Origin of the sequence: Embleya sp. NPDC005575 (assembly GCF_040605455.1) — a bacterium.
GTDB lineage: Bacteria > Actinomycetota > Actinomycetes > Streptomycetales > Streptomycetaceae > Embleya.
Window position 1 is genome coordinate 12,333 of the sequence record NZ_JBEXCV010000109.1, and the last position, 17,793, is coordinate 30,125.

Annotated in this window: 19 protein-coding genes; 11 read left to right on the plus strand and 8 right to left on the minus strand. The window is 70.6% G+C overall.

Annotated features, from left to right (window positions below):
* Positions 1 to 17: 17 nt before the first annotated feature.
* The 3 genes from yaaA to ABZS54_RS29505 all read left to right on the plus strand — a co-directional run bounded on the left by yaaA (position 18) and on the right by ABZS54_RS29505 (position 2,215).
* Positions 18 to 815 (plus strand): peroxide stress protein YaaA, encoded by a 798-nt coding sequence (yaaA, locus tag ABZS54_RS29495; RefSeq protein WP_355542632.1) that lies wholly within the window; start codon positions 18 to 20, stop codon positions 813 to 815.
* A gap of 177 nt (positions 816 to 992) precedes the next feature.
* The gene (locus ABZS54_RS29500) at positions 993 to 1,229 is read left to right on the plus strand and encodes a chaplin (RefSeq protein WP_355542686.1); all 237 of its coding nucleotides are present in this window, start codon (positions 993 to 995) and stop codon (positions 1,227 to 1,229) included.
* Positions 1,230 to 1,525: 296 nt separating this feature from the next.
* Entirely contained in the window at positions 1,526 to 2,215 is a 690-nt protein-coding gene (locus ABZS54_RS29505; protein WP_355542635.1) for a bifunctional DNA primase/polymerase, read from the plus strand.
* Positions 2,216 to 2,245: 30 nt separating this feature from the next.
* Here the strand turns inward: ABZS54_RS29505 and ABZS54_RS29510 are convergent, their stop codons facing one another.
* Both ABZS54_RS29510 and map read right to left on the minus strand, forming a co-directional pair.
* Positions 2,246 to 3,205, minus strand: coding sequence for a hypothetical protein (locus ABZS54_RS29510; protein WP_355542638.1), 960 nt, complete (start codon positions 3,203 to 3,205; stop codon positions 2,246 to 2,248).
* A 115-nt stretch (positions 3,206 to 3,320) separates the two neighbouring features.
* Positions 3,321 to 4,169 (minus strand): type I methionyl aminopeptidase, encoded by an 849-nt coding sequence (gene map, locus ABZS54_RS29515; protein ID WP_355542641.1) that lies wholly within the window; start codon positions 4,167 to 4,169, stop codon positions 3,321 to 3,323.
* A gap of 81 nt (positions 4,170 to 4,250) precedes the next feature.
* On the opposite strand from map, the gene ABZS54_RS29520 reads away from it, so the two are divergent.
* On the plus strand, positions 4,251 to 4,487 hold the full coding sequence (locus ABZS54_RS29520) for a hypothetical protein (RefSeq protein WP_355542644.1): 237 nt from the start codon (positions 4,251 to 4,253) through the stop codon (positions 4,485 to 4,487).
* 310 nt (positions 4,488 to 4,797) lie between these two features.
* Here ABZS54_RS29520 and ABZS54_RS29525 read toward each other — a convergent pair whose 3' ends face one another.
* Positions 4,798 to 5,337 carry a DUF1508 domain-containing protein gene (locus tag ABZS54_RS29525; RefSeq protein ID WP_355542647.1) on the minus strand — a complete coding sequence of 180 codons (540 nt, stop codon included), beginning with the start codon at positions 5,335 to 5,337 and terminating at the stop codon, positions 4,798 to 4,800.
* 183 nt (positions 5,338 to 5,520) lie between these two features.
* Here ABZS54_RS29525 and npdG point away from each other — a divergent pair, with 183 nt between their 5' ends.
* The gene (npdG, locus tag ABZS54_RS29530; protein ID WP_355542650.1) at positions 5,521 to 6,213 is read left to right on the plus strand and encodes an NADPH-dependent F420 reductase; all 693 of its coding nucleotides are present in this window, start codon (positions 5,521 to 5,523) and stop codon (positions 6,211 to 6,213) included.
* Positions 6,214 to 6,325: 112 nt separating this feature from the next.
* Here the strand turns inward: npdG and ABZS54_RS29535 are convergent, their stop codons facing one another.
* Complete coding sequence (locus ABZS54_RS29535; RefSeq protein ID WP_355542653.1) at positions 6,326 to 6,919, minus strand: NADPH-dependent FMN reductase; 594 nt, start codon at positions 6,917 to 6,919, stop codon at positions 6,326 to 6,328.
* A 241-nt stretch (positions 6,920 to 7,160) separates the two neighbouring features.
* On the opposite strand from ABZS54_RS29535, the gene ABZS54_RS29540 reads away from it, so the two are divergent.
* The 5 genes from ABZS54_RS29540 to ABZS54_RS29560 all read left to right on the plus strand — a co-directional run bounded on the left by ABZS54_RS29540 (position 7,161) and on the right by ABZS54_RS29560 (position 11,630).
* The gene (locus tag ABZS54_RS29540; RefSeq protein WP_355542656.1) at positions 7,161 to 7,352 is read left to right on the plus strand and encodes a hypothetical protein; all 192 of its coding nucleotides are present in this window, start codon (positions 7,161 to 7,163) and stop codon (positions 7,350 to 7,352) included.
* Between the two features lie 205 nt (positions 7,353 to 7,557).
* Positions 7,558 to 8,592 (plus strand): recombinase RecA, encoded by a 1,035-nt coding sequence (recA, locus tag ABZS54_RS29545; protein ID WP_355542689.1) that lies wholly within the window; start codon positions 7,558 to 7,560, stop codon positions 8,590 to 8,592.
* A gap of 4 nt (positions 8,593 to 8,596) precedes the next feature.
* Positions 8,597 to 9,541 (plus strand): recombination regulator RecX, encoded by a 945-nt coding sequence (recX, locus tag ABZS54_RS29550; protein WP_355542659.1) that lies wholly within the window; start codon positions 8,597 to 8,599, stop codon positions 9,539 to 9,541.
* 123 nt (positions 9,542 to 9,664) lie between these two features.
* Positions 9,665 to 11,032 (plus strand): L-serine ammonia-lyase, encoded by a 1,368-nt coding sequence (locus ABZS54_RS29555; RefSeq protein WP_355542662.1) that lies wholly within the window; start codon positions 9,665 to 9,667, stop codon positions 11,030 to 11,032.
* A gap of 220 nt (positions 11,033 to 11,252) precedes the next feature.
* Positions 11,253 to 11,630, plus strand: coding sequence for an STAS domain-containing protein (locus tag ABZS54_RS29560; protein ID WP_355542665.1), 378 nt, complete (start codon positions 11,253 to 11,255; stop codon positions 11,628 to 11,630).
* 227 nt (positions 11,631 to 11,857) lie between these two features.
* Here the strand turns inward: ABZS54_RS29560 and ABZS54_RS29565 are convergent, their stop codons facing one another.
* The gene (locus ABZS54_RS29565; protein ID WP_355542668.1) at positions 11,858 to 12,820 is read right to left on the minus strand and encodes an alpha/beta hydrolase; all 963 of its coding nucleotides are present in this window, start codon (positions 12,818 to 12,820) and stop codon (positions 11,858 to 11,860) included.
* A gap of 168 nt (positions 12,821 to 12,988) precedes the next feature.
* Here ABZS54_RS29565 and ABZS54_RS29570 point away from each other — a divergent pair, with 168 nt between their 5' ends.
* Positions 12,989 to 14,206 carry a hypothetical protein gene (locus ABZS54_RS29570; RefSeq protein ID WP_355542671.1) on the plus strand — a complete coding sequence of 406 codons (1,218 nt, stop codon included), beginning with the start codon at positions 12,989 to 12,991 and terminating at the stop codon, positions 14,204 to 14,206.
* Positions 14,207 to 14,286: 80 nt separating this feature from the next.
* Here the strand turns inward: ABZS54_RS29570 and ABZS54_RS29575 are convergent, their stop codons facing one another.
* The 3 genes from ABZS54_RS29575 to ABZS54_RS29585 all read right to left on the minus strand — a co-directional run bounded on the left by ABZS54_RS29575 (position 14,287) and on the right by ABZS54_RS29585 (position 17,676).
* Positions 14,287 to 15,996: an FAD-dependent monooxygenase gene (locus ABZS54_RS29575; protein WP_355542674.1), complete on the minus strand. Its 1,710-nt coding sequence runs from the start codon at positions 15,994 to 15,996 to the stop codon at positions 14,287 to 14,289.
* Between the two features lie 151 nt (positions 15,997 to 16,147).
* The gene (locus ABZS54_RS29580; RefSeq protein WP_355542677.1) at positions 16,148 to 17,032 is read right to left on the minus strand and encodes an amino acid ABC transporter permease; all 885 of its coding nucleotides are present in this window, start codon (positions 17,030 to 17,032) and stop codon (positions 16,148 to 16,150) included.
* Positions 17,029 to 17,676, minus strand: coding sequence for an amino acid ABC transporter permease (locus ABZS54_RS29585; RefSeq protein ID WP_355542680.1), 648 nt, complete (start codon positions 17,674 to 17,676; stop codon positions 17,029 to 17,031). The genes ABZS54_RS29580 and ABZS54_RS29585 overlap by 4 nt, the downstream gene beginning before the upstream one ends.
* Positions 17,677 to 17,793 lie beyond the last annotated feature (117 nt).

Here is a 17,793-nt window from a genome sequence, read left to right on the forward strand (position 1 = left end):
CGCTTGGAGTTCCGCCCGTGCTCGTGTTGTTGCCGCCCTCCGAGGGCAAGGCCGCTGCGGGGACGGGCCCCGCGCTCGACCTCGCGGGTCTTTCGGTGCCGGAACTGAACTCCGTGCGGCGGCAGGTGCTCGATTCGCTGATCACCCTGTGCGAGGGCGACGAGCTCAAGGCCCTCGAAGTGCTCGGCCTCGGCCCGAAGCTGCGCGGCGAGGTGCTGCGCAATCTCGACTTGCGCGAGGCGCCCGCGTTGACGGTGGCCGCCCTGTATACCGGTGTGCTCTACGACGCCTTGGACCTGCCCTCGCTCACCGGTGCGGCGGCGGCCCGCGCGGCCGGTTCGATCCTGGTGTTCTCCGGGCTCTGGGGAGCGTTGCGACCGACCGACCGGGTGCCGCCGTACCGCTGCTCGATGGGCGTGCGACTGCCCGGCATCGGCGCGCTCGCCGGCCAGTGGCGCGCGGCGATGGCGCCGGCGCTGCCCAGGCTCGCGGGCGAGGAACTGGTCCTGGATCTGCGGTCGGCGGCGTACGGCGCGGCCTGGAAGCCGACCGGCGCGGTCGCCGAGCGGACCGCCACCGTGCGGGTATTGCACGAGCGCATCGTGGACGGGGTGGCCAAGCGCTCGGTGGTGAGCCACTTCAACAAGGCGACCAAGGGCCGGGTGACCCGCGACCTGCTGGTCTCCGGCGCCGAACCGCGCAATCCGGCCGAACTGGCCGACGCGTTGCGCGAACTGGGCTGGACCGTGGAGACGGCCGAACCCAAGCAGGGCGGCACGCCCTGGGCGCTGGACATCGTGGTCGCCGCGGTCTGAGTGCGGCCGATGTCCGAGCAATCACGATCAGGCGAAGTCCCTCGTAGGGCACGCCCGCCGTCCGGGGTGAACGAGTGAATCCCGCCCGCCGAGCGTTTCCGCCCCCCTGCCACGTCGTTGAGCAGCCTGCCGAACCCGGTCGGCACTGACGTCGAGGAAACGAACGCTGTGACGAACATGAAGAAGGTCGCCGCCGTCGCGGCCATGGTCGGTGGCATCGCGGCCATGGGGGCCGGCGTGGCGACCGCGAGTGCGGAGTCCGAGGGCGCGGCCGTCGATTCGCCGGGCGTCGCCTCCGGCAACCAGATCGCCGGCGACCTGCACATCCCCGTCAACGTCTGCGGCAACACGGTCGACATCCTGATCGCCGTGCTGAACCCGACGTTCGGCAACATCTGCGTCAACGCGGGCTGATCACGCGCCCCGGCCCGCCTCCTCGGTCGATGGCCGGCAAGACCGCCCCGTTCCCGATCCTCGGGAACGGGGCGGTCCTCGTTGCGGGCGGCGCACCGAAGCGAAGCGATCCGCGATGTACATTTCTTGCGGGTTCCCGGTGCCGGACAGGTGTCATTCCGATCACCTGCGAACCCTGTCGGCACATCGACGCGTGCGACCCGCGATGATGGGATTGCCTGGGCCGGTCTTCCGCGTTGTATACGCAGAGGCGCCGTGTGGGGCGCGTACGAAACGCACGCGGAAGAAGGGGTTCCATGGAGCGAATGGGCAGAATGGCCGGATGGCTGCGCCGTCGACCGCGTGAGGATCCGGACGCGATTCGCGACCGGCGGGCCGGACTGCTCATGGACCTGGTCGAGCGCGGCTGGCCCGTCTGTCCGGCGGCGCACCCGGTGGGTTTCGGATGTTCCTGTGACCGGGTGGGTTGTCCGGCGCCCGGCATGCACCCGGTCTCGTTCGCGTGGCAGACCCAGGCGTCCACCGACCCGGTCCAGGTGGCCCGCTGGCTGGAGCTGTATCCGGAGGCCAACTTCGTCACCGCGACCGGCGCGGGCCACGACGTGTTGGACGTCCCCGCGCGGGCGGGTGAGATCGCCTTGGCGGTCTTCGCGGAGCAGGGCATCGAGATCGGCCCGGTGGCCTCCTGCGGCCCCGAGCGCACGCTGTTCTTCACCGCGACCCGTGGTACACCCGCCGACGAGGACGAGTGGTGGCCCTGCGAGCTGGACTGCCACCCCGAGACACTGGACGCACATCCGGGCCTGCGCTGGCACTGCCGGGGCAGCTACGTGCTGGTTCCGTCCTCGCAGCACCCCTCGGGACATCCGGTGCGCTGGATCCGGGGCCCCGAACTGCCGCTGCCGGACCCGCTGCGGGTGCTGGACGTGCTCACCGACGCGTGCGACACGGTGGGGGCCACGGCCGGCGACGTGCGCTGGATGTAGCCGGGCCCGCAGGCCCGGCGCCCGCGGGGGTCACTCGCCGTCGGCGCCGACCAGGCCGTACATCCAGCCGACGAGTTGCACCTTGCCGCCGGCCTTCGGTACCACCGCGACGTACTCGGAGAGCCGGTGCTCGGTGACCGACCTGGTCGGCTTGCCGGCCAGGAAGGTCAGCGTCGAGGGGTCCACGTCGCCCAGGCGGCGCGGCGGCTGCACGGTGAGCTTGATGCTGTGCTGGAGCGCGAAGAGCACGAGCGCGCCGCCGTCCTTGGTCCGCACCGCGAGCGGCGGGAACTGGTTCGCCGCGCCGTCCACCGTCTGCCGCACGAAGCCCTCGCCGATCGGCTCGTCGCGTTGCCTGCGCAACTGCGCGGTGTAGGGGTCGGGCCCGAACAGTTCCGCGCGCGTCTTCCCGTCCTTGAGGAACTCGGTGAGCACGGGCGCCAGTTCGCCGGGGGCGGCGGCCAGCCCGGAGGTGGTCGGGGCAACCGGTTCGAGGTAGCCGTCCGCGTCCTTCTTCAACTCGGGCAGCGGGCTCTGCAGGGTGGGACCCCACGCGGCCTGCCACACCGCGTCCGGGTTCGCCTTGACGAACACCAGCAACTGCGGCTTGGCGTTGTTGAAGTTCGGCGTGCTGTGCACGGCGAACCACTTGGGCCAGCCGATCATCTTGGGGATCAGGAATTCGGGCCGCTCGTGCGTGATCGGGGCCTTGCCCAGGTTCCCGCGCGGGTCGGTGAAGCTCAGGATCTTCAGACCGGCCTGGTCCAGCGCGCCGAGCGAGCCGGCCTCGACCCGGGCGTTGAGGGGCAGATCGCGGTTGGCATACGCCTGGTTGTTCTGCACCTCGTAGTCGTGCAGCACCTTGCCGGCCTCGCGCCGGTCCAGGGCCTCGACGGGCGTCGAAGAGCCGTGGACGGCGACACAGCCGGTCGCGGCGAGCGCCGTCACGAGCAGGGCGGCGGTCGCGGCCACCGCGCGGGATATGCGCATCGGTACTCGGCAACTCTTCCGGGGGAGCGGGCGGGAGGAGATCTCGCGAAACCTTACTGCCCGCGCCCCGCACGGCACCGCGCCCGCCCGGTACCAACCACTCGCCCGGTACGAACTACACGACGGTCAGGACCTCGGCCCCGGTGTCGGTGACGACCAGGGTGTGCTCGAACTGCGCGGTGCGCTTGCGGTCCTTGGTGACCACGGTCCAGCCGTCGTCCCACATGTCGTAGTCGTAGGTGCCCAGGGTGAGCATCGGCTCGATGGTGAACGTCATCCCGGGCTCCATTACCGTGGTCGCCCGCTCGTCGTCGTAGTGCGGGATGATCAGGCCGGAGTGGAACGAGCTGTTGATGCCGTGACCGGTGAAGTCGCGGACCACGCCGTAGCCGAAGCGCTTCGCGTAGGACTCGATGACCCGGCCGATCACGTTGATCTGCCGACCCGGCTTGACCGCCTTGATGCCCCGGTTCAGCGCCTCGCGGGTGCGCTCGACGAGCAGCCTGGACTCCTCGTCGACGTCGCCCACCAGGTAGGTCGCGTCGGTATCGCCGTGCACGCCGCCGATGAACACGGTCACGTCGATGTTGACGATGTCGCCATCGTTGAGGCGCGTGGTGTCCGGGATGCCGTGGCAGATCACCTCGTTGATCGAGGTGCAGATGGTCTTGGGGAAGCCCCGGTAGCCCAGGCAGGAGGGGTAGGCGTGGTGGTCGAGCACGTACTCGTGAGCCACCTTGTCCAACTCGTCGGTGGTCACCCCGGGCGCGATGCGCGCGGCGGCGGCCTCCATCGCGCCCGCCGCGATCCGACCGGCGACGCGCATGCGCTCGATCGTCTCGGCGTCCTGCACCTCGGGCCCGGAGTACGGGGTCGGCGCCGGCTTCCCGACATACTCCGGCCGCGGGATGTCGGCGGGAACGGAGCGGATGGGGGTCGCCTTACCGGGTACGAGAATCGCCATAACCAGCGAGTGTAGCCGGCGCCGCGACCGAGGCGGCGATCGATGCGACGGATACGGTGCGGGCCGGCGAGCAGGGATCGAGTGGGCGGAGGACGGGCCGTGAAGTTCAGGCTGTGGCGCAAGCCCGAGGGGCGTGCCGGCGAGTGGTACTACTGCATCAGGCACGGCACGGTCGAAGAGGGTCCGGACTGCCCGGCGCGCGACCGGCTCGGGCCGTACGCGACCCGCCGAGAGGCGGCGAACGCGTTGGAGACCGCGAAGACCCGCAACCAGGTCTGGGAGAACGACCCCAACTGGAACGACCGCGGGCGCCGCTGAGCGGACGACAGGACCGGTGCCCGGGTGGCCACGCCGCCTGGACGGTCACCACGCTCGGTGGTCGCGGCGCCCGGGGGTGGCACTCGGCGGTCGGGTCACTCGGCGGGTTCGGGGCCCGGTCGCGCCCACGGTGAGCGCATCGGGCAGGGTCGTACGGGCAGCCGCGCGCCCACCTCCTCCGCCCGGGACCGACCGGGGCCCCGGGGCTGCTCGATCGCTTTCCCGTTCTTTGTGCGCCACGACCCCATATGGAGTAGGGATTGCACGCGGGAATCCGGAAGCCGGCGATCAAGGGAGGGGTGGGCGGGGATCAGGCGCGAGAGCCGGCCGCCATTCGCTTTCGCGAGCCGGCCGTCTTGGATACGGCCTTTCGGGAGCGCGAGGCGGACGGCTTCGATACCGCCATTCGGGTGCGCGAGGCGGACGGCCTGGATACCGCCTTTCGGGTGGCCGAGGGCCTGGCCGCGACCTTTCGTGATTGCGCCTTTCGAGGCGGCGCCTTTGCGGTGACCGACTTCGTCGGCGCGCTCTTGCGCACCGCGGTGCTCTTGCGCACCGCAGTACTCCTGCGCGCGGTGCCGCCACGACGCGCGACGGTCCGGCCGGCCGGGGTACGCCGGTGCGTGGCCGCGGACTTCGGGGTCTGGGCCCGCCGCGCGGCGAGTGCGTCGAGGGTGCGGTCGTCGACCATCTCGGTGTCGCCGTTGCGCTGGACGTAGCGCAGCGCGGTGAGCGCCTCGCGCTTGGTTTCATAAGGCGACGACTTGATGATCGTCGCACCGTTGGCGGCTGCCAGGACGAAGCCGTACTTGCCGGAGCGTCCCTTGGTGACAATAAATTTGGCCGGCACTGCGTCTCCTTGGAGAGCGAAGAGAAAGTTTTCTCCTCCACGGAAACACGGTTTGTCCCGGTTGTCATATATAAGTGCTATTTCGGAGTGAATCGGCCCGCGCAGCCGAAAACCACTGTGACGTCGACTGCATCCGGGCTCCGACCCCGTGTCCTCTGCGGCTTCGGCCGGCAGGATCACGCCATGACAACCCCCTCGTCCCCCAAGCGCGACCCGCGTGACCTGCCGAACATCGACCACCTGGTCGTGGGCGTCCTCGGCGGCACCGGCGAGCAGGGCCGCGGTCTCGCGTACCGCCTGGCCGTAGCCGGCCAGAAAGTGATCATCGGCTCGCGCAGCGCCGAACGGGCCGGCTCCGCCGCGGCGGAGCTCGGTGCCGGTGTTCGCGGCGCGGACAACGCCACCTGCGCGGCGGAGAGCGACATCGTGATCATCGCCGTGCCCTGGGAGGGGCACCGCGACCTGCTCGTCGCCCTCAAGAACGAGTTGGCGGGCAAGATCGTCGTCGACTGCGTGAACCCGATGGGCTTCGACAAGCAGGGCGCGTTCGTGCTCGATGTCGAGGAGGGCAGCGCCGCACAGCAGGCCGCCGCCGTGCTCACCGACTCGTCCGTCACCGCCGCCTTCCACCACGTCTCCGCGGTGCTGCTGCTCGACCCGAACGTCGAGTCCCTGGACACCGACATCATGGTGCTCGGCGACAAGCGCGACGCCACCGACGCGGTACAGGCGCTCGCGGCGCGCATCCCCGGGATGCGTGGGGTGTACGCCGGTCGGCTGCGCAACGCGCGTCAGGTCGAGGGGCTCACCGCCAACCTCATCTCGACCAACCGCCGGTACAAGGCTCACGCCGGACTGCGCGTCACCGACGTGTGAGCCCGCTCGGGTGCGGCCCACGACGCACACAGAAGACGGCACGAGGCCCGGCACATCATCGAATGTGCCGGGCCTCGTGCCGTCTCGCCGTGCGCGGGGATCGCCCCCGGCGTCAGGCCGACGATGCGGTCCAGGCGACCAGCTTGCCGGCGTTGTTGTCGATCGCGTCCTGCAGGCCGGCCAGTACGTGGGTGACCATGCCGGCGGTGGCCGGGTCGGTGAGCACGTGCTGCACGTCGGCCTCCACGCCGAGTCGGGTGTGCACCTCGGGGACCGAGATCTCCGGGCCGGAGACGACGAAGTTGTTCAGGTCCCGGAGCAGCGTCTTGAGCTGGATCAGCGCGCGAATGCCGCCCTGGACGCCCGGCGAGGCGGAGATCGCGACGATCGACTTGCCGGCCAGCACGCCCCGGGCGTACGGGCGCGAGGCCCAGTCCAGCGCGTTCTTGAGCACGCCCGGCAGGCTGCGGTTGTACTCGGGGGTGGCGATGATCAGGCCGTCCGCCTCGGCGATCGCCTCGCGCAGGCGCACCACGGACGCCGGCGGATCGGCCTCCAGGTCCTGGTTGAAGAGCGGCAGCTCGTCCAGACCCTTGTACACCTCGATCTGCATGCCCTCGGGCGCGAACGGCTGGAGGGCGTTCACGAGCGCGGTGTTGAACGACTGAGCGCGCAGCGAGCCCGAGATGGCGAGGATGCGGGACATGGGGTCCTCCGGGGATGGCGAGGCAAGGCGAAGCAGATTGTTGAACGTTTAACAACGTATCGCGGACTTGTTGTGTATTCAACTTCTGAGCCGAGTTCCGGGCGGCCATGGGCACCGGTCACCGTCGGTGGCGGGCGGTGACCGGTGCCGAAGACGCGGTCGTCGGGGGTGACAATGGAGCCGCGCCGCGCCCGGATCACCTGCGGCCGTCCTCGTTCGCGCCCGTCTGGAGCCTCCCGCCATGCCCCGCATCGTCGTCCTCGCCGTGATCGTGTGCGTCCTGGCGCTCGCCGCCGCCGTGGTGGCCTTCGTCGGCGGAAGCTGGCTCGGCGTCCCGTTCGTGCTGCTCGCCGCGCTGGACGGGAACATCGCCTTCTATTACCTGCGCCGGCACCGCATCCGCCGCTCGCGTGAGCTCGCCGCCCGCACCTGAGCCCGCTTTCGCCGCCCGCAGGCGTCCCTCGTATGGGTGGATGCCGCCGGCCGATGGCGTGTCGTCATCGAATTCGAACAAAAGTTCGGGCTACGCTTCGACCCGACGTTGTCCACAGGCGTGCGCCGGTCGTGCCTCCGTGTCGGTGCGACGGGTTAGCGTTCAAGGTGTGAAGCGAACACCACAGACCGGCAAGGCGGCATCCATGGCTGGACAGGATCGCGAGAAGGCGTTGGAAAACGCCCTCGCCCAAATTGAACGACAGTTCGGGAAGGGTTCGGTGATGCGTCTCGGCGACGAGGCGCGTGCACCGATCGAGGTCATTCCCACCGGCTCGATCGCGCTCGACGTGGCACTGGGCATCGGTGGCCTCCCGCGTGGCCGCGTCATCGAGGTCTACGGCCCGGAAGGCTCCGGCAAGACGAGCCTCGCGCTGCACGCCATCGCGAGCGTGCAGCGGGCCGGCGGCATCGCGGCGATCGTCGACGCCGAGCACGCGCTCGACCCCGACTACGCGAAGAAGCTCGGCGTCGACACCGACGCCCTGCTGGTGTCGCAGCCGGACACCGGCGAGCAGGCGCTGGAGATCGTCGACATGCTGACGCGCTCCGGCGCGGTCGACATCATCGTCATCGACTCGGTGGCGGCGCTCGTGCCGCGCGCGGAGATCGAGGGCGAGATGGGCGACTCGCACGTCGGCCTCCAGGCTCGACTGATGAGCCAGGCGCTTCGCAAGATCACCGGTGCGCTCAACCAGACGAACACCACCGCGCTGTTCATCAACCAGCTGCGCGAGAAGATCGGTGTGATGTTCGGCTCGCCGGAGACCACGACCGGCGGGCGCGCGTTGAAGTTCTACGCGTCCGTGCGGCTGGACATCCGGCGGATCGAGACGCTCAAGGACGGCACCGAGGCGGTCGGCAACCGCACCCGGGTCAAGGTGGTCAAGAACAAGCTGGCCTCGCCGTTCAAGCAGGCCGAGTTCGACATCCTCTACGGCATCGGGATCAGCCGTGAGGGTGGCCTGATCGACATGGGCGTCGAGCACGGCTTCGTGCGCAAGTCCGGCGCCTGGTACACGTACGAGGGCGACCAGCTCGGTCAGGGCAAGGAGAACGCGCGGAAGTTCCTCAGGGACAACCCCGACCTCTCCGACGAGATCGAGAAGAAGATCAAGGAGAAGCTGGGAGTCGGCCCGCGGGTCGACGTGCCGGCGGAAGCGGAACCCGAGGAGGGCTGAGCCCGTGGGTCGCCCTGCCGGCGAGTGGTCGAACACGTGGGGAGACGGATCCGAGGCCGGACCCGTCTCCCCGCCGGTCGACGCCGCCGAACTGCGGGCCGCGCTGGCGGCCGTCACGGCACGTGCCGCGACGGATGATCGAGCCGGCCGTGGCGGTGTCGAGCGCCGCACCGCACGCCGAGCCGGCTCGACGCGACGCGACTCGGGGGAGCGCGAAGCGGGGGACCGGGAGGCGGGGGACGACGGCTCGGGGGCCGACGTCCGCGGAGAGGGTGAGCGGGCCGCCGGTCGGTGGTCCGAAGGTGGTCGAGCCAAGCGGGACAGGCGTGAGCGGGCCGGGACTCGGGGCCGGGTCCGACGGAATGCGGACGACGAGGGCATCGAGCCCGCCGAGGGCGCCGACGCGGCGCCGGAACCGCTCGCCGATCCGGAGGCCACCGCGCGGGCGATCTGTCTGCGCCTGTTGACCGGGCGCGCCCGCACCCGGGCCCAACTGGCGGACGCGCTGCGCCGTCGGGAGGTGCCCGACGAGGTGGCGGAATACGTACTGGGCCGATTCACCGATGTGGGACTGATCGACGACACCGCCTTCGCGGGTGCGTGGGTCGACACCAGACACACCGGCAAGGGGCTGGCCCGTCGCGCCCTGGCCCGGGAGCTGCGTCAACGCGGTGTGGACGCCGTCGTGGTGGACGAGGCGGTCGCCCGACTCGATCCCGAACAGGAGCTGGAGACGGCTCGGGCCCTGGTGGCCCGCCGGTTGCCGGCCACGCGTGGCCTGGACCGGGACAAGCGCATCCGCAGGTTGGCGGGCATGCTCGCGCGCAAGGGATACGGCGAGGGCCTGGCCCTTCGCGTGGTCCGGGACGCGCTGGAGCACGAGGCCGAGGCCGACGAGGCGGGCGATCCGGACGAGACCCCGTGGCGGGCCTGGGACGGACCCGTCTGAGCCGCGCCCCCGCGACCGGGGTCGGTGACCTAGCCTGGGACCGTTGTCCGAGCCGTCGGACCGCCACAAGCGCGTCCCTCGGCGCGTATACGTCCCTGCCGTCCGCTTGAAGGGCCATCCGCCTTGGCGATCAGTGTGTTCGACATGTTCTCGATCGGCATCGGCCCGTCGAGCTCCCACACGGTGGGTCCCATGCGCGCCGCGCGGATGTTCGCGCAGCGACTCAAGACCGAGGGTGTCCTGGACCGGGTCGCCTGCGTCCGGGTCGAGCTGTACGGCTCCCTGGGCGCGACCGGTCACGGTCACGGCACCCCGCGCGCGGTGCTGCTCGGCCTGGAGGGCTATTCGCCGCGCACCGTCGACCCGGAGGAGGTCGAGCCGGAGCTGGCGCGCATTCGCGAGTCGGGGATGTTGCGACTGCTCGGCGTGCAGGACATCGCCTTCGACGGCGACCGGGGCTTGGTGCTGCACCGACGCAAGACGCTGCCGTACCACGCCAACGGCATGACCGCGTGGGCGCGCGACGCGGACGGCACCGAGCTGCTCACCAAGACGTACTACTCGGTCGGCGGCGGCTTCGTGGTGGACGAGGACGCGGTGGGGGCGGATCGGGTCAAGCCCGACGACACCGTGCTGCGACACCCGTTCCGCACCGGCGACGAGTTGTTGCGGTTGACCCGGGAGACCGGGCTCTCGGTGTCCGCGCTGATGCTGGAGAACGAGAAGGCGTGGCGCACCGAGCCGGAGATCCGCGCCGAGTTGCTGGAGATCTGGCACGTGATGCGCGCGTGTGTGGAGCGCGGCCTGGCCACCGAGGGCATCCTGCCCGGTGGGCTCAAGGTGCGCCGCCGCGCCTCGCGGACCGCCCGCACGCTGCGCGCCGAGGGTGACCGGCCCACGCACGCGATGGAGTGGGTCACCCTGTGGGCGATGGCGGTCAACGAGGAGAACGCCGCCGGCGGTCGGGTGGTCACCGCGCCCACCAACGGCGCCGCCGGGATCATCCCGGCCGTCCTGCATCACTACGTGGCCACCGTTCCGGGCGCGGACGAGGACGGCATCGTGCGCTTCCTGCTCGCCGCGGGCGCGATCGGCATGCTGTTCAAGGAGAACGCGTCCATCTCGGGCGCCGAGGTCGGTTGCCAGGGCGAGGTGGGCTCGGCCTGCGCGATGGCCGCCGGCGGCCTGGCGGAGGTCCTGGGCGGCACCCCCGAGCAGGTGGAGAACGCCGCCGAGATCGGGATGGAGCACAACCTCGGGCTCACCTGCGACCCGGTCGGCGGCCTCGTGCAGATCCCGTGCATCGAGCGCAACGGCATGGCCGGCGTCAAGGCGGTCACCGCCGCCCGGATGGCCCTGCGTGGCGACGGCCGGCACCACGTCTCGCTGGACAAGGTCATCAAGACCATGAAGGAGACCGGCGCGGACATGAAGACCAAGTACAAGGAGACCGCCCGGGGCGGCCTCGCGGTGAACATCATCGAGTGCTGAGCCGATTGTCGGGACGAGAGCCGACACGGGGGAGCCGAAGCGAGTGCCGCATCGCGAGCCGGCTCGGGCACCGACCCGGGCACCGAGGTGCCGCCGGTCGGGCGGTGCGGCGGATGGTCCGGCCGCCGTGACACCGGTGACGTACGTGCCGGTATCGCGTTGACGATCCCGGCGGGACAGGTGAGGTGTGCTCCCGGAATCGACGGGTAGACATGCGCCCGTGAACGACGAGAGCGGTCCCCTCCTGGTACAGGTGTCGACGGCCGGAGCCGGTCATACGTTGGTGACCGTGCACGGTGAGATCGACATGGACAGCGGTCCGATCCTGGACGACGCGCTGAGCCGGCAGGTGTCGGCCGGCCTGAACCGGCTGCTGCTCGACCTGTCCTCGGTCGCCTTCATCGACTCCTTCGGCCTGCGGATCCTGGTCCGGGCCGAGCGGCGGGCCCGCGAGGCCGGCGGCTCCCTGCAACTGATCGCGCCGACCCGGGCGGTCGCGCGGGTGCTGCGGCTGACCGGCTTCACCCTGATGGTGGCCGTGCACGACACCGTGCAGGAGGCACTCGACGCGCAGGACAGTTCGGCCGGGCACGAATAGGTGCACCGCAGTTGATCAAAAACACCGAGAATCATGATCAAAGTCCGGCGCGGGGGTGGCCTGATTCGATCATGCGCGCCACACTTGGAGTGTCCGCGCGCCGGATGTTTCTGCTGTCGCCCGAAGGCCGTGGATCTGTGGCCGTCCCGCCGAGCGCAAGCCCGACGGGACGGCCGCCGCATGTCCGGCGGCGACGCGGGGCGGAGTGAGGCGGCCCCGCGCCCCGCTCAGACCAGCGTGCGCTTGAGGAACTGCGCCATGGTCGAGCGATACTCGCGGGCTTGCGGAAGCAGCGCGGTGAGTTCGCCCGCGCCGTGCACGAAGCCGTCCCAGCGCTTGGCCTCGACCGGGACGCCGGCCGCCTCCAACTGCTTCGCGTACGCCTCGCCCTCGTCGCGCAGCGGGTCGTGCTCACCGGTGAGCACCAGCGCGGCCGGCAGCCCGGCGAGGTCCTCGGCGTGCAGCGGCGACGCGAGCGGATCGGTGCGCTCGCTGCGCGGGCTGGTCAGGTACAGCTGGACGGCCCCCTCCAGCGCCTCGCGGGTGAGCAGGTAGCCCTCGCCGTTCTCCGACACGGACGGCTGGGAGAGGGTCAGGTCCAGGATCGGACTGTCGAGGACCTGGGCGACCGGAGTCGGCTGGCGGCGGTCGCGCAGCATGATCGAGCAGGCCGCGGCCAGGTTGCCGCCCGCGCCCGCGCCGCCGATGGCCACCTTGTCCGCGTTGACGCCGAGTTGGAAGGCGCGCTCCTGCACCCAGATCCACGCGGCGTACGCGTCCTCCAGGGGCCACGGGAACTTGAATTCGGGCGCCAGGCGATACTCGACCGAGATCACCACGGCGCCGCTCTCGGCGGCGATGTGCGCGCAGTGACCGTCGAAGCGGTCCACCGCGCCGAGCCACCACGCGCCGTCGTGCAGATACACGTAGCCTGGGCGACCGCCCTTGGGGGCGGGTCCGGCCGGCGTGTACACGCGCGCGGTGATCCGGCCCGGCTCCGGCTCCTTCACCGTGATGTTCACATCCCGCGTCGTCACACCTTCCGGTGCGGGCTCGGCGAACGCGAGGATGGACGACTCGAGAGCTTTGTTGGACGCGGCACGGCGCTCCGCCAAGGGCAGGTCGGCCAAAAGGGGCGGCGCGGCGGCGACAGCGTCGAGGATCGGCTGGATCTGCGGTGCGACGGGCATGCGACTCCTCCGAACGGATTACGAAGCAGCACAGTAGAACTTCGCGCCCGGAGTTGACAGAGCGTCAGACTCCGGGCGCGTGACATAGGCCACACAGAAAGCGCGCGAAGGGCGTCAACCGTGTCAGTTGTCCCTGGCGTTGAATAAACGGAACCCACTGAGGAGTACGTGTTGACCGTCATCGACGAGCCCCGGATACCGGGCGCGCCGGCGTCCGCCCCCGGCCGAGGTGCCCTCGACGACGACTCGTCGGGGGCCCTGTCGTTCGCGGAGCGCGGCTTCCGGCTGCTGTGGCCGCCGTTGGCGGTGTACGCGGGCACGGCCATGCTCCAACTGCTGGTGCTCTCGTGGATGATCCCGCCGGGTGGCCCGAGCCTGCGGGATCGGCTGCTGCAGTGGGACGCGCACTGGTACGTGGACGTTGCCGCGCACGGCTATCCGGACAGCTTCACGTACACCCCCGAGGGTGACCTCACCGGCAATACGCTCGCGTTCTTCCCGTTGTATCCGGGCCTGGTCCGGATCGTGCACTACCTCACCGGCACCGACTACGAGACGGCCGGCCTGATCGCCGGACACCTGGCCACCGCCGCCGCGTTGTGTGTGCTGTACGTGTTCATGAAGCGGCTGTACGACCGGCGCGCGGCGCTCGTGATGACCGTGCTCGTGGGCGGCGCGCAGCCGATGGGCGTGGTCTTCTCGATGGCCTACAGCGAGACGCTGTTCCTGGCGCTCGCGGTGGGCACGCTGCTCGCGGCGCACCGACGGGCCTGGCTGACCGCGGGCCTGCTCGCGTGCCTGACCAGCATCACCCGACCGGCCGGCATCGCGGCGATCGCCGCGCTGGGGGTGGCCGCGCTGTTGGAGATGTGGCAGCACCGGCGGCTCGTGTACCGCCCGATCGCGGCGTGTGTGATCGCGTGCCTGGGCATGCCGCTGTACCTGCTGTGGGTGGGCACCCGCCTCGGCGAGATCGACGCCTGGTTCACCATCCAGGACGCGGGCTGGGGCACCAAGTGGGACAACGGCGAGGCGGTTCGGCGCTTCCTGACCGACACGCTGCGCAACGGCGACCAGTGGATAGCGGTCAGCACGGCGGTGTTGATCATCGCGGCCGTGATCGGCTCGCTGGTCGCGCTGAACCGACGGATCTGGCCGCCGCTGGCGGTGTACGGCCTGTCGATCCTGGTGATGACGCTGTGCCAGAGCAACTATTACCACTCGAAGCTGCGGCTGATGATCCCCACGCTGCTGTTCTTCGTCCCCCTGGCAACGGTTCTCGCGCGGGCGAAGACCAAGACGGCGGTGCTGGTGCTCGGCGGGATGTGTCTGTTCGGTATGTGGTACGGCGCGTACATGCTCACCACCTGGCACTACGGAATCTGACGTCCGCTGTCCTCGAACGCCGGACGGGTTGATGTGCAGCCTGTCCGGCGTTGGAGGACAAAGCAGTTCCGGCGCCCACGTCAGTGTCCGGCTCCGCGGGCGCGGTCGATGGCCTCCTCGAGGATGTCCAGGTGCTCGGGGGGCAGGTGCGCCGCTATGTAGCCGTCCGGGCGGATCAGCAGGATCGTGTGCGCGCCGGCGCCCGGGTACTCGGGGGTGACCACCAACTCGGCCGGCGCGGCGAGTTTGTCCAGGCGCGTGCGCAGCCGTGGCATCAGGCCCGCCTCGCGCCAGCGGTCGCCGTGCCACACCTCTATGCCGGGAGCGATCAACAGCACGACCAGCCCTCGGTCCAGGCACTCGGTCAGCCACCCGTCGGCGCCGTCCGCGCGGACCACCGGGACGTCCCGGATCCACTCGCCGACCCCGGGGCCGGGGGTGAGCAGCGGCGAGCCGGTGTAGTCGGGGCCCGACGTGCTCGCGGCCGGCCCGCGCGGGTCGAGCCGGCGCAACGTGGTGCCCTTGCCGCGCGCGCCCATCAGGGTCAGCCGGCGGCCCACCTTCTGCGCCGGGCTCGCCGGCGCCAGGAAGTGCAGCGCGTCCTCACCCAGCGCCAACCGGCGCCGGGCGGCCCCCCGGCGCTCGCCGTGGTAGGTCTCCAGGAGCCGGATCGGGGCGTAGCCGCGCAGGGTGAAGGCCAGTTTCCAGGCCAGGTTGCGGACGTCCTGGAGACCGAGCTCGACCGCGTCCGCGGCGGAGGGGTGGACCAGGTGCGCGGCGTCCCCGGCGAGCAGCACCCGGCCGACCCGGAAGCGGCGGGCGAGTCGCTGGTGCACCTCGTATTCGCCGCTCCACAGCAGGTCGTGCGCGGGATCCTCGGCCGAGTCCGAGTCGGGGGACAGCGCGTCCAGGGTGCGCAACACCGAACGCACCCGGGCGGAGACCCGCTTGGGGTCGGCCAGGTCGCCGGTCACCGGGATCACCCGGGTCTCCTCGGCGGCCTTGGCCACCCCGTGCGCCATCGGGAGCTGCCAGGTCAGTCGCCACACGTCGTCGGGCAGCGGCTGGGCGAGCACGGTGCCGCCCCTGTGGAACGGCGGGTCCACGAACAGCCACGGGGTGGCAGGCCCGCCGGTGTCGGGGGTCGGGGGTTCGTCGGCGAGCGAGGGATCCGGCGGCACCAGCGACGTCGCGGTGATCCGGCGCGGCAGCCGTACCTTGACGTCCGCGCACAACAGCCGGTCCACCCGCGGCCGGCCGGGGAAGCGCACGCCTACAGCGCGCCGGACCACCGAGCGGGCTCCGTCACAGCCGAGCAGCCACTGCGCACGCCACTTGACCGGGCCGCCGGGCCCGCGGGCGAGCAACGTGACCGAGGTCTCGTCCTGTTCGACCCCCTCGATCCGGTGACGCCACGCGGTGGTCACCAGCGGGCTGGCGTGTGCGGCGTCCAACAGGGCGCGTTCCAGGCGCTGTTGGGAGAGTCCATAGCGGACGGGGGCCTCGGGCTCGTCGACCGGCTGCGCTACGTCGCGGGTGCGCCGGCGGATCCGCTGCACACCCCACGGTTCGGCGGCACCGTCCAGGCGGGTGCCGGTCAGGTCGTAGACGAAGGCCAGCGTCGCGCCGTCCAGCGCACACGCGCGCGAGCCGGCCCGCGGCGTGCCGTTGCCCGAGTCCACCACGACCGAGCGCACCCCGCGCCCGGCCAGGGCCAGGGCGGCGGCCAAGCCGGCGGGGCCGGCGCCCGCGATGATCACCGAGTCCGCGCGCGGAGCATTGCCCGCCATCGTGGCCCCCCAAGTTTTTGCAAGACGTGTCGTACTCGTCGCCCATCATCCGGCACGGGGACCCCGCCAGGACAAAGCGACGCCCCGCGGGTGGTGTTCACCGCGGGGCGTCGGTCGTCGGTGGTGCGGATGGGGCGGCGGGCCGGGACGGTCAGACGCGGGCGCCGTCCAGGGACAGCGCCGCCGGCCGCGGCGGCTCGACGGCGATCGGCTTGCCCTTGCGTGAGGTGCGCAGCCTGCGCTCCAGCCACGTGGCGAACGCCGACAGGATCATGCACATCGCGACGTAGATCGTGCCGACGATGATCGTGACCGGGATGAACGGCATGTGGTAGTCCTGGTAGCCGCCGATCAGCTTGGCCGCGGCGAGCAACTCCGGGTAGGTGATCAGGAAGCCGAGCGAGGTGTCCTTGAGGGTCACCACGACCTGGCTGATGATCGTCGGGAGCATGGTGCGGATGCCCTGCGGGACCAGGATCATCGTCATCACCTGGGTCTTGCGCATGCCCAGCGCGTAGGCCGCCTCGCTCTGCCCCTTCGGCACGGCGAGGATGCCCGCGCGGATGTTCTCCGCCTGCACGGTGCCGTTGTAGATGGTCAGGCCGACCACCAGCGGCCACATCGGATCCCATTTCCACCAGCCCTGGCTGCCCGGGACGAGGTAGAGCATGAAGATCAGCACCAGCAGCGGCATGGCGCGGAAGAAGGTCACGAACGTGGTCGAGGCCCAGCGCACGATCTTGTGATCGGAGAGCCGGCCGGCGGCCAGGAAGGCGCCGAGCACGATCGAGAACACCGCGGCGAGCGCGAACGCCTTCAAGGTGGCCTTGAGGCCGTCGAAGATGAACTGCTGGACCCCCGTGTACTGGAACGGGTCCCACTTGGCCGACTCGAATTGGCCGGTGTCCTCGAACCGCATGATCACGAAGACCAGGAAGGCGGCCAGGGCCAGGCTGCCGACCACGCCGATGATCACGTTGCGCCGACGTGCCCTCGGGCCCGGGACGTCGAACAGCACACTCGCTTCGCGGTTCATCGGACCACCGCCAGCTTCTTCTCCAGCGCGGCGAGAAGCGCGCTCATGGTCAAGGTGATGATCAGGTAGCCGATCGCGATCCACACCAGGACCCACAACGATTTGTAGCCGTTCTCGATCATCGTCGAGCTGGTGCCCATGAGTTCGGTGGTGTTGAAGGCGCTGGCGATGGCCGAGTTGCGGACCATCGCGATCAGCAGGCTGCCGATCGGCGGGACCGCCGCCCGACCGGCCTGCGGCAGCACGATCTGGCTCAGTGTCTGGGTGAAGGACATGCCCAGGCTGCGGGCGGCCTCGGCCTGGCCGATCGGGACGGTGTTGATGCCCGAGCGGATCGCCTCGCAGATGAAGGCGGCGGTGTAGGTGCTCAGCGCGATGACCGCGAACTGGAAGAAGGAGAAGTTGAACCGCAGCTTCGGGAAACCGAGCGCGACGGCGAAGAAGATCAGCGTCAGGGGGGTGTTGCGGAAGAGATTGACGTACGCGGCGCCGAACCAGCGCAGGGGCGGCACCGGCGAGACCCGACACGCGGCTATCAGCGTGCCGAGCAGAAGCGACGCGATCCCACAGACGACGGTCAGCTTGAGCGTCCCGACGAAGCCGTGCTGCAAGAGATCCCAGTTGTCCTGAATCACTTCGAGCATCGTGATCGAGCCCTCCTCTCCGTGATCGTGGGTTCAGGGGTGGGTTGACGGACCGTTCCCCTGCTCACGTGCGGCGGGGACGGGAGGGGTCGCGCGACGGCCGGTCCCGGGGGAGCC